At 41.9% G+C, this 12,383-nt stretch carries 8 protein-coding genes and 1 riboswitch; of the genes, 7 read left to right on the forward strand and 1 reads right to left on the reverse strand.

What is annotated here, in order from left to right; all coding sequences use genetic code 11:
* The first annotated feature begins 104 nt into the window (after positions 1-104).
* The 6 genes from spoIIP (at position 105) to WIG73_RS08105 (ending at position 9,586) form a co-directional block, all read left to right on the forward strand.
* Entirely contained in the window at positions 105-1,211 is a 1,107-nt protein-coding gene (spoIIP, locus tag WIG73_RS08080) for a stage II sporulation protein P (protein ID WP_337400058.1), read from the forward strand.
* Between the two features lie 89 nt (positions 1,212-1,300).
* On the forward strand, positions 1,301-2,722 hold the full coding sequence (locus WIG73_RS08085; RefSeq protein WP_337400059.1) for a spore germination protein: 1,422 nt from the start codon (positions 1,301-1,303) through the stop codon (positions 2,720-2,722).
* A gap of 104 nt (positions 2,723-2,826) precedes the next feature.
* Positions 2,827-5,628 (forward strand): S-layer homology domain-containing protein, encoded by a 2,802-nt coding sequence (locus tag WIG73_RS08090; RefSeq protein WP_337400060.1) that lies wholly within the window; start codon positions 2,827-2,829, stop codon positions 5,626-5,628.
* Between the two features lie 119 nt (positions 5,629-5,747).
* A complete protein-coding gene (locus WIG73_RS08095; RefSeq protein ID WP_337400061.1) occupies positions 5,748-7,034 on the forward strand; it encodes a folylpolyglutamate synthase/dihydrofolate synthase family protein in 1,287 nt (428 codons plus the stop codon).
* 30 nt (positions 7,035-7,064) lie between these two features.
* A complete protein-coding gene (locus WIG73_RS08100; protein WP_337400062.1) occupies positions 7,065-8,840 on the forward strand; it encodes a DUF6056 family protein in 1,776 nt (591 codons plus the stop codon).
* A gap of 29 nt (positions 8,841-8,869) precedes the next feature.
* Positions 8,870-8,976, forward strand: a riboswitch (TPP riboswitch).
* A 49-nt stretch (positions 8,977-9,025) separates the two neighbouring features.
* Positions 9,026-9,586, forward strand: a complete 561-nt coding sequence (locus WIG73_RS08105) for an energy-coupled thiamine transporter ThiT (protein WP_337400063.1) — start codon at positions 9,026-9,028, stop codon at positions 9,584-9,586.
* A gap of 27 nt (positions 9,587-9,613) precedes the next feature.
* Here WIG73_RS08105 and WIG73_RS08110 read toward each other — a convergent pair whose 3' ends face one another.
* Positions 9,614-10,420 (reverse strand): AraC family transcriptional regulator, encoded by an 807-nt coding sequence (locus WIG73_RS08110; protein WP_249313385.1) that lies wholly within the window; start codon positions 10,418-10,420, stop codon positions 9,614-9,616.
* 211 nt (positions 10,421-10,631) lie between these two features.
* Here WIG73_RS08110 and WIG73_RS08115 point away from each other — a divergent pair.
* Positions 10,632-12,383: fibronectin type III domain-containing protein (locus WIG73_RS08115; protein WP_337400064.1), on the forward strand; the 1,752-nt coding region annotated here is incomplete at its 3' end.

A 12,383-nucleotide genomic window follows, 5' to 3' on the forward strand; every position in this document is an offset into this window, starting at 1 on the left:
GGTGTTTTTTTATGTGGGGAATCAATCATAATTTTTCGTACAGGCTAATAAATATAGAATAACGGTTTACATTTTCTGCTTAGACGAAAGGATTGGTACATACTATGCGCGGCAAAAGAAAAAGATATTATCATAAAACAATTATTTTAAAAGACGTGTTTTCTAATACCTTAATTTATACAATTGCAGTTGTGTTTGCGGTGGGAATTGTTGTGTCCGTCTTGGGAAAGCTAAACATTCAGCCCAGCAGAGCATTTATTATGGCGGAATTTGATAAAATTTTTTGTGCCGGGCAGGAACTTCCATTTGAAAAACGAAATGTTTACGACCGGATTTCTGCTGTTATACCGTCAGTGAAATCCAGTGAAGAAATGACGAAGAAATATTCAGCCAAATACAGCGGCGTAAAAAAAGAAGATAACGCTGCGGAAAAACAGGACAAACAGGAGGAAATCAGTTTCTCCGAAGGAAAAAAAATTAAAAGTATTGACATGTCATCAGACGGCATTACGTTTCGGAACGAAACTGCCTATACGCCGGATGTGCAGTCCCTTTTAAACACAAAACTGAATTTTAAAATGGAAGAAGGAAAACCAAATGTTTTAATTATGCACACCCACACTTCTGAAGCCTATGCCGAAAGCCCTGATGCCAGGTCCACAGACAACAACAAAAATGTCGCCCGGGTTGGAACGGTGATTGAAGAACGGCTGAAAAGCCAGGGCATAAACGTCATTCATGACGTTACACGAAACGACTATCCGGCATACAACGGTTCGTATACGAAAGCTTTGGCGGGAATAACGTCAAACCTTGAAAAAAATCCTACCATTGAAGTGGTGTTAGACGTGCACAGAGATTACGCCGAACAGACGAAAAACGGCGAAGCCATTCAGCTGAAGCCTGTGGCAACGGTGGAGGACAAGCAGGTTGCCCAGGTGATGTTTGTTATTGGCACTGACGGCTTAGGGCTAAAACATCCGGATTGGAAACATAATTTGGCATTTGCCGTGCAGATTCAGGCAGAGTTAAACAAGGTTTCCCCGAAAATTGCAAGGCCGGTGAACATACGGCGGGAACGCTTTAACCAGCACATGACAAAAGGCTCCATGATTATTGAGGTCGGGACCGCCGGAAACACCATTCAGGAGTGTGAAAATGCGGGATATTACATTGGCAATGCCATAGCAGAGGTTTTGAAAAGATATTAATCATTGGATATTTTCGTGCCGGCTGGAACATAATAAGTTTAAGTGTTTATTATGGAAAGCCGGTGTTGATCGGCGGAAAGGACTTATTTATGAAACTTTCACGTAATTTAGAAGAAAACCGCAAGATGATGGCAAAATTGTTTCCGATAGAAAAAAGCTTTGATTTAATTGAACGGCAGATTGTAATCGGCGGCAAAAAGGCGGTTATGTATTTTATAGATGGGTTTGTTAAAGACGGGGTTGTGGGGAAAATTATGCAGTTTTTCCTGGGGCTGACGCCGGACCAGCTTGAAAACGTAAATACTGCCCAAGATTTTGCGGCTCGCTTCGTTTCCTATGTTGAGGTTTCAACCGAGAGCGATGTGGAGAAAATTACCACACAATATCTGTCCGGCCCTGCAATTTTAATGATAGACGGCTATGAGGAAGCAATTTTAATTGACGCCAGAACCTACCCGGCGAGAAGCACGGAAGAACCCGAAAAGGAAAAGGTGCTCCGGGGCTCCCGAGACGGGTTTGTGGAAACGGTTGTCTTTAATACGGCGCTGATTCGAAGAAGAATTCGCGACCCGAAGTTTGTTGCCGAAGTGGTGAATGTGGGGAACCGGTCAAGAACCGATGTGGTAATTGCCTATATTGATGATATTGTGGACAAAAAAACCCTGGAAAAGATTAAAAAGCGGATAGAAAGCATTGATGTGCGCTCCCTTACTATGAGCCAGGAAAGCTTGGCAGAATGCTTGATTAAGCGGAAATGGTACAACCCGTTTCCAAAAATCCGATATACGGAGCGTCCAGACATTGCAGCGGCAAATGTGCTGGAAGGAAACATTGTGATTTTGGTGGACAATGACCCCTCCGCCATGGTTTTGCCCAGTTCCATTTTTGATTTTATCCAAGAGGCAGACGATTTTTATTATCCGCCTGTAATCGGCGGATACATGCGCGCAGTCCGCAATCTGATTTTTTTCTCCACACTGGTGATAACGCCGCTGTGGCTTTTGGCAATTCAAAATATGGACAGGCTGCCGGAGTGGCTTCATTTTCTGCAAATAGCAGAGCCAAACGAGGTGTCGCCCGTTGTTCAGTTGCTTATTTTAGAAGTGGCCATTGACGTTTTAAAGCTGGCGTCGGTGAATACGCCAAATATGTTGGGAAACTCGCTGAGCATCATCGGCGCGCTGATTTTAGGCGATTTTGCCATTCAGTCGGGCTGGTTTGTTCCGGACACAATTCTGTATATGTCTATTGTGGCAATTTGCAGTTTTTCTCAGCCCAGCGTGGAATTAAACTATGCGTTTAAATTTATGCGAATTATTATTTTAGTGCTGAGCCACTTCTTTAATCTTACGGGATTTATCATTGGCGTGGTGCTGTCTTTTGTACTCATTGGAACAAATAAAACGGTAACGGGGAAAGGGTATCTTTATCCAATTATTCCGTTCAATGCCCACGACTTTAAATATAAGTTTTTACGGCTTAAAATTCGTTCTACCGAAAAAATGCACTAAAAAAAATTGTAACGAAAAAGTAAAATTATTACGATTGACTAATTATCCCCTTAGTGTTATAATATATGATAGCATCAAATATAAAATTAATGGAGGTATTTAGTATGCGAAGGACAAACAAGATAGTGTCGCTTATGCTTGCTTTAGGAATGTTGCTTTCCATGGCACTTCCCACCGTAACATCGGCGGCTGATCTAAGTTTCAGTGACGTACCGTCTGACTACACTTACTATTCGGCAATAACAGACTTAACAGCTGAAGGTATTATAAATGGCTTTGAAGACGGTACATTTAAACCGGAGGATCCGGTTACAAGGGCTCAGTTTACAAAGCTGATTTGTTTGGCGGAAAATTCCGGCAATATTAAGTATTCTGAAGCTGACAGGGCAAAGTTTCCGGACGTTGTTTCCACCGGCACGGATGCCCACTGGGCAATTGATTTTATTACAACAGCAAAGAATTCAGGAATCATTAACGGTTATGACGACGGCACATTCAAGCCCGAAAACAGCGTTCTGTATGAACAGGCCGTTAAAATGGCAGTTTGTGCGCTGGGTTATACGGAAGACCGTGCAGAACGTGCAGGCGGCACAGCAGGTGCTTATCCAAGCGGCTATTTAAATCTTGCGGTTAAAGCAAAACTGCTGGACAAAATCAGTGGTGCAAAAATGGGCGAACCCCTAACCCGTGGCCGTGTTGCGCAGCTTATTTATAACATGCGAAATGCGGAAATGGTTGATCCGATAACTGGTGAAACCAGTGGTTCCATGAGGGATCAGACGTCCTCTACACGTTCTTCCGCTGAGGGCAGGATTGTTGCGGTTTATGGCACTTCTCTTTATTACGATGAGGAAAGCGAATGTAACAAAAAGCAAATTGAGCTTGAGCTAAGTAGCGGTAAAAGAGAATTTTATGGTATTGAAAACTTAAAAATTAACGACTTGAACGACTATCTTGGAAGAAGCGTAACGGTTTACTATGATATTGAAAGCGGCGCAGACTACTACGAAGCTTATAATATTGCGTTCCAGAACAAGAAAAATTATGAATTGACCATTAACATGGATGATATTGAAGAATTTAATGGCTCGAAGTTAGAATACTGGACGGAGGACAAAGATGACACAGAGAACATCAGCATTGACTCTGATATTGCGATTATTCATAACGGCCAGTCTGTAAATGAAGATTTTGGTGACATTATTGATGAATTCGCAAGTCAATCCGGCTATATCACTCTTGTTTGCTCAATGAACAATGATATTGCTGATGTTGCATTTATTCGGACCTATGAAACAATTTTTGTAAATTCTCCGAAAGATTCAAAGAACTATAAGGTATATGATTACTATGATTCTTCTAAATCTTTCATTTTAGATGAAACGGATAAAAGTAAAAAAATTACCTTTACGAAAAACGGCTCGCCTTCTGATTTCTCCGGAATTCCTACGACCTGTGTTCTCTCTGTATCAGAAAGCAGCGACGGCAAACTGATTGACGTTCAGATTTCTACCAAAACACAAGCCGGAACGGTTACAGATATTCTTTCTGATGACAGAATTAAGATTGACAAAACTCCGAATACATATTACAGGTTTACAGAAAGTTGTAACAGAAGCGAACAAATTAACGCGGGTATGTATGTTCAGTTCTATTTAGATGCATTTGGCAGGGTAGCGAGATACACAGTATCTTCTGAAAAATCATTTGCATATGGATATTTGGCTGCAGCTGAAGCTGGAACGATGACAGATCCAAAAGTTGAAGTAATGATTTATAAGATGAGCAGTTCAAATTCTACGTTGACAGGAAATCAGTATGCGTTAAAAGATTCTGTGAAAATTGACGGAAAAGTATATTCTGTATCAAAGAATTCAGATGCAATTATGGATTTACTGCGTAGTACTGCTGCAAAAAGTGGAATTAATGCTGCCATTGATGGAAAAGAACCGGAAAACGCAGAATTTGCTCAGCCAATTCGTTATACAACAACGGGCAATGTAATTGACAGCATTTTAACCAGTAACAGCACAGGTGAAATTAATGTATCATTAAATTTAGTTAATTACACATCTGAACCCTTATTGTGTAAGGCTACTGGATCTACTTTAGACAAATATACAATCAGTGGTTCGCAGGTTATCCTTGTTCCGTCTGATCGTATAAACGGTACATACATGACAAAGAGCTATTCGTACTTTAAAAAGGACGAAAGTTATTATGTGCAGCTTGCAAATGTACCATCAACGAATAAGCCAGCGGCAATTTATGTTTATGGCACAGCAACCGGCGGTGCTGATGTCACCACAGAGGTGTTGTCTGAAACCAACATTCCAATGATTGTCACAAGGGCTTCAGATGTTAATTATAAGGATCAAATTAGAAGATGCTTAAAGCTTCTTAGTGCAACTGGAGAAGAATTAGAGGTTTATGACGATGGCCGTGATAATACAGAAGCAGTTCGCACCGTTTCTGCAGGCGATGTTATCAGAGTTGCAGCAGACGGCGATAAGCTGGTTGACGCGATTGAAGTACTTGCTGTAGCTGAAGATGTAGTTTCTGGAAAACAGAAAAACTTAGTTACATTTGATGGAACTTCAAACGGAAAAGACGAATTAGATGCGCCGCTCCGTGTTGTTACTGGTCTAGTTCATAATGCAAAAGAGAACACGGTTGTTATGGCACCTTCCTTTGATTATCCCACTGATGAAGATGTTTATACATATACCTACACAGAAAATGTGAATGTATATGTAATTGATACAAGCAGAGCAGGCAAGGATAACATGATTGAGGAAGGCAACTTTAGCAATATTATTGGTTATAATCAGAGAGCAGAAGATCCAAGCAAAGTTATGGTTTATACCAAAAAAGGCGATGTTGTCGCAATGATAGTTTTTAAATAAAGCGTTCTTTTTTGAAAGACCCGGTAGCTTCCGGGTCTTTCTTTTTTTCTTTAAACTTATTGACAAATACACAAATGGCGTATTATACTAAAATATAACAAAACAAACTGGAGGAAGATATGGAATATCGTGACGTTACTGCCTTTATTAATAAAGCAAAAAAGTTTGGATCAAGGCTGGACTTGATAAGAATTAAAAAGCTGTGCGAGCTTTTGGGGCACCCGGAAGAAAAATGCAGGTTTGTCCATATTGCCGGAACAAACGGCAAAGGCTCGGCTTCAATTTTTATTGAAAATATTTTGGCAAGAGCGGGCTATAAAACTGGTCTTTATACGTCACCTTTTATATATAATTTTAATGAGCGGATTCAAATTAACAATGTTTCTATATCTGACGAAAGCCTCGTTGGCGTTATGGAACAGGTAGTTGCTGCAACAGAACAAATGCTTATGGAAGGCTTTGAACACCCCACAGAATTTGAATTGATTACGGCCGCAGCGTTCCTTTATTTTGCTGAGGAAAAATGTGACGTGGCGGTAATTGAGGTGGGACTAGGCGGAACGCTGGATTCCACAAATGTGATTTCGTCCCCTTTGGTTACTGTGATTATGTCTATCAGTTACGACCATATGGAGTATTTAGGAAATACGCTTGCTGAAATTGCTGAAAATAAGTGCGGCATTATAAAACGCGGCTGCCCGGTAGTGTGTTATCCGTTTCAGCCAAAAGAGGCACTTGCTGTTATTCAAAAAACATCAGAAGCAATGGGCTGTAAACTGACGGTGGCGGATACCGGTTCCCTTAAAATTGAACGAACAGGCCTCGAAGGGAATATGTTTTGTTACAATGGGGTTCCTTTTGAAACAAGTCTGATTGGGGACTATCAAATTTACAATGCAATTACAGCCATAAATGCTGTTAGAGCATTGAAAAATCGGGGCTATATAATTTCGGAGGATGATGTGCAAAATGGCTTGAAAACGGCAAAATGGCCGGCCAGGTTTGAAGTTTTAAGCCGCAGTCCTGTCGTGATTGCAGATGGCTCCCATAACGTTGACGGCATGCGTGCTTTTGTTGACGCAGCGAAGAAAATGCTTCATGGAAATAAGGTGGTTTGCGTTTTTGGCATGCTGAAGGATAAAGAATATTCCAAATGCTTAGAACTGCTTTCTGACATTTCAGACACGATTATCGTTACGGAGGTTGACAGCCTTAGGGCAGAAACTGCCGAAAATTTGGCGTCGGCAGCAAAAAAGTATTTTCCAAATGTATTTGCAGAGCCTGATAATATAGATGCTGTTATGCAGGCAAAGCGATTGGCTGATGGGATGCGTGCAATTGTCGCTTTGGGTTCTTTGTATATGATGAAAAATATAAAAGAGGCTGTTCAAAAGATTTTTCATTAGAATTATGGCATTTATTTCTGGAGGACTAAGATGGGCAAATGGTCTCGCGCCGCAGGAGGCGCCGGCAGTGTTCTCATTTTAGCGGCACTGCTTTTGTTTGGGGTTGTTTCGGGATTAACCTATTTTTATGCGGATGATTTTTACTACGCAATCTTTTTTCGCGGCGGATTGGCTGAATTTTGGCAGCGTACCGCGGAGCATTATAGAACAATGAACGGGCGAGCACTGGTGCATTTTATAGATGAGATCGTTTTAATGTTCGGTACAAAGCTATTTGCTGTGTTAAACCCGTTCATGCTGTTTTCATTTTTTTATTGTTCTGCAAAGACCGTGCTGGCGGACGCAGAACGCACGCAAAAAATATATTTTATATTAGCAGGGCTGGCAATTACAATGCTGCTTCCGATGCGGGTTGCGCGGGAGACACTTTTTTGGATAACAGGCTCCATGAACTATCTGCTTCCGGTATGCCTTGCCGCCTTGGCGTTTTATCTGCACCACAGAACGATTGCTGCTGGAAAAATAAGGTGGTTTACCCTTTTGCTGTGTTTTTTATGCGGAGCCACCACTGAACAGGGCGGGGCTGCGGCATGTGTATTGAGCGCTTCCCTTGCAATATCGGAGATGGTGAAAAAACGGAAAGAATGCAGGAGGGGAATTTGTGGCTGGCCTTTGTTTTTCTGCATTCTGGCAGGTTATGCAACTGTTTTATTGGCGCCGGGCACATTTTACCGCGCTTCCTATGAAGGCAGTTTTGAGTCCGGACGGCTGGCGCAGTCTTTTTTTGCCTTGGCAGACAGCTTGATGGGGAAGAACGGCATTGCGCCATATTTTATTATTTTATTTGTATTAATTGCTGTATTATCCTTAAAGGACAGATTGCTTCCAAAAGGATTGTCAGGCGGATTCGCAGTTTCCTGCTTGCTGGCAGTTTTTTATTTTGTCGCGGTTACTTTTCCATATGCATCCGCCGTGCTTTTTTGCATTTGTCTGCTGTTTGCCGCGGTTGCTGCAATTGCTTTTTTAGGATCTAACATCTACAGAGGAACCGGATGCTTTTTGCTTGCGGCTTTGGCGGCACAAGTAGTTTTAATTGAAGCGCCCTCTACGTATCTTAGGACAATGCTGCCGTCCATTATGCTGTTAACCGTGTGTATTGTATCCTTATTTGTGCGGCTCACAGGTATGTTCAAAAAGGGTGGTACGCCGATTTTTGGATTGGGCATGCTTATTTTTGTTCTTGGCGTTTTCTGTATGACTCAGACCATAGATGGTTACAGGAGTAACAGGGAAGTGATAATAGAAAACGAAAAAAGCGTGATGGACTATGAAAAAAACGGGTTTGCGGAAATATGCACCGACATTACATATCCCTATGCCTATAATATGTTTTATGAGGACGGTTTTTTTCTGAATTATTTTTATGAATATTATAATCTTCCTGAAAAACCGGTTTTGTATTATTTGAGCAAGAGCAGTCCCGAGATTTTTTATGATGGAATGAGACTGACGCACCCGGCAGAGAAAAACGAAGGTTCGTGGTATTTGCCATTAGAACCTGTTGTTACCGCGGCTGGAGGCAGCCTAAACTGGAACGGAAGTGTGCTTGCTATCCAGCTTGGCGAACAAGAGGCGGTATGCCGCCGTGACACCTTATTTTTATCTGACGGAAAGGCCATTGCGTTAGATAACCGCACCTTGCGCCGGTTTGGCAAAATTTATTGGGAGGCCGGCCTGTTTTCCGATGTTTTCGGAATTAAATGCCGAAAGGCCGGAGAAAACCGTATTTTTGTCGAAATGCGTTGACAAAGAACGGAAAATATGGTATGATAAAAACAATGAAGCAGGGGAGCTTATGTTATAGGCTGAGAGGAAGATGTTATCTTCGACCCTTATACCTGATTTGGATAATGCCAACGAAGGAAGGATAGCGTCTTTTTGGTGTGCCCAAATTGGGTGCACCTTATTTTTTTAGAAAAGGAATGACGCAAATGAAAATTGAAACGAAAAAATTGACGTTAAGTGCAGTGATGATTGCGCTAAGCGCGGTGCTAAGCTTAGTGAAGGTTTATGAGCTTCCCTTAGGCGGGTCGATCACGCTTTTAAGCATGCTGCCGGTGGCGGTTATTGCCATTTGTTACGGCACCAAGTGGGGGCTGTTTTGTTCCACGCTTTATGCGTTTGTTCAAATTGCTTTAGATGCGGGCAAGCTCATGGGATATGGCATGACGGCGGGCACCTGGGCAGGCTGTTTGATGTTTGACTATATCATTGCGTTCGGCGCTCTGGGGCTAGCCGGCCTGTTTCGTAAAAAAGATACCATTGGCATGTGTGCGGGAATTACGCTGGCATTGGTTATCCGTTTTATATCGCACTTTATTTCCGGTTCCATTGTGTTCTCGGTGTTCTGCCCTGAGGGCTGGAACGTTTTTTTCTATTCTTTTTGCTACAACGGAAGCTACATGCTGCCGGAATTGATTATCACCATAATCGGTGCGGTTCTCCTGTTCCGTATTCCGCAGGTTAGAAAACTGATTGAAGAAAAACAGTAAGAAGAAAAACAGCAGTTTATAAAGGTGTTACCTGTGAATTTTTCGAAATTCTCTGGGTGACACCTTTATGTTTTCTTTAAAGACTTTTAAAAAGAATTTATAGTCGCAATAGCCCGTTTCCTGGGCAATTTCCGTAACTGGTTTTAAGGTTGTCACCAGAAGGTGACAGGCCTGTTCAATTCGTTTGCGCTGCACATATTTATTAAAGTTCGTTCCGGTTTCCTCTTTAAATTTCCGGCTGATATAGGAAAGGGAGTAATTAATTTCACTACAAATTTTGTCCAGTGAGATGTTAGAAGAAAAATTTTTATCGGCAAAATCAACTATTTTTGCTACCACTTCGTTATGAATTACCTTGGCGGGCGTGTAAATTTTGCGCAGCGTAAGCACCAAAAGCTCAATTAAGTAGCAGCGCGCAAGCTCCACGTGACCTGCTTGTTTCTCTTCCGATTCCTGGTCTATGCGGTATAGCAGGGACAAAATTTTTCCGTCGCTGTCGTGAAAAACATATTCCGTGGGAATTTCTCTTAACTGGTAGCGATTGAATCGAATGAGATAGCAGTTTAAAAGTTCGTTGAAACTTTTACAGTTTGAGAGCGCGCCGTCTAAAATTTCAGGAAAAAACAAGCAATGAACCAGTTCTAATGTTTCTTTTTTCTTATCCGGAGAATAACCGTGTTCAGCATGGCAATCGATAATGAAATAATCTCCTTTTTTAATAGGAATTTCTTTTCCGGCAATGTGATGAATTGCCGAGCCGCCCTTGACATATGCAAACTCTATGAAGTCATGGGAATGCATGTTTGTAACATTCCCTGTTACACTGTGAATCATTATTTTTGTTTCTCCTGAGATTAATTTTTCCGTCGTATATTGCATAGCAAAAACGCCCCCTTTAATAGAAAAAAACGCCCGTTGTTCTCATTATAGTACAAGTGATATGATGAAGTCAAGATTTTTCATTTTACGATTAAAAAAGGGAGGGTAGATTTACGTTTGGACAGCACCGCTGTACTATATTTTTAATAGAAAAGAGTGATGAAAAATGGTTGGCAAAAGGGTTTTTAGAATTATGATTTTTACGTTCTTGCTTATCGGTTTGATGGTGCTTCCGGCATATGCGGCAGGAATGAAGGATTTGGTAAAAGATGATTTTTCAGAAAAAGCAGACGGAACACCGCTTAATGTGGGAACCAACGATGGCAACTGGAATCTTTCCTATTCCGGAATCGGAAGCGTTGATACACCGCAGGTGACCTATGAAGACGGTGCGATAAAAATAAGCAAGAGTGCTGCCGGAGCAAATTTGGATTTATATAAAAAAATGACAGATGATGCGATTCCTACGTCAGGAAAAGTTGTTTACTCCTTTGATGTAAAATATTCCCCTCACTGCACGCACTCTGTGTTTGCTTCGGATTTTATATTCCGTTTAGCTCCTGATTTGGCGAATATGGGAGACAGGCTGCCGCGCAACCAGCTTTTTTATTCTCTTCATTATGTGAACGGCGGAGACGGCGGACATTTATTATTTACCAATAACAATAATGACATGTTCTATCCGAAAACTCTTATAGGAACTGCTTTTGACTGGTATCATTTTGAATACACAGTTGATTATGACAATAACAAGTATTCTGTGAAAATTGCAGATAAGGTTATGCCGTATTTAGAATCTGACAAGATAATCCCCCAAGGATTTATTGACAATGGAGGAGGAACCTACTTTCAAACCGTACTTGTTACCTCAAATTTGGGGGCGGATGTTCCGAATTTAGAAATGTATATTAAAAACTTTACTGTAACAACCGGGGAAACTATGTGGCCGGAAGAAAATGCACTGACAGTTACCGATGTTTTGTCAAGCGCAGCTACTTTAAACTGGAACCCGTTGGATACCAACGGCGTAACCGGATATGAAATATATAAAAATGATGAACTAATTGATACCATAATGAATCCAAACCAAACATCTTATACTGTATCGAACCTTACAGGCAGCACAACATACGATTTTTCAGTAAAACCGTTGTTTGCAGATACAGAAACCTATGATAAAACACTGAATATCAGCGTTACAACCGGCGGAGTGATTTTGCGCGAAAATATGTTTCAGCAACTGTCGGCCGGGAGAACGCATATTATCGGCGCAAACAAAAATGCTGCGGTTAAGGCGTGGGGCGGAAACAGCATGGGGCAGACAAACAGCGGCATGACAAAACCGGCAGCCAAAGCGGCAGCTGGAGCGTTCAGCTCCTATGTTATCGATTTAAGCGGGAATGTATATGCATGGGGCAGCAACAGTTCGGGTCAGTTAGGGATTGGAAGCAGTGACCTTACCGTGCCGAATCCTGTTGTTATTCCCACTCTGAGCGGTGTGAAGTCTGTAGCGGCAGGCAAAGAGCACGCCCTTGCGCTCACTGACGACGGTAAGGTATATGCATGGGGAAACAACCGGTTCGGGCAATTGGGAACCGGCAACGCTGATACAGTTTTAGAAGCAGCATCGCCTGTTTTAATCAGCGTGTTAAGCGATAAAAAAGTTGTTGGCATTTATGCAGGAGGCGACACCTCTTTTGCCGTATGTGAAGACGGAACCCTGTTCGGCTGGGGCATGAATTATGTTGGCCAGTTGGCAGACGCCAATTTAAACAACAAAGATGTTCCAACACTTATCAGTATTCCCGGAATGAAAGTGTTATCGGTTGCAGCCGGAAACGGACATACGATTGCGCTCTGCTATTCCGAAACTGAAAGTAAAACCAGCGTTTGGGGATGGGGCAATGACGGTCAGGCG

The organism is Congzhengia sp., assembly GCF_037235575.1.
GTDB classification, from domain to species: Bacteria; Bacillota; Clostridia; order UBA1381; family UBA9506; genus Congzhengia; species Congzhengia minquanensis.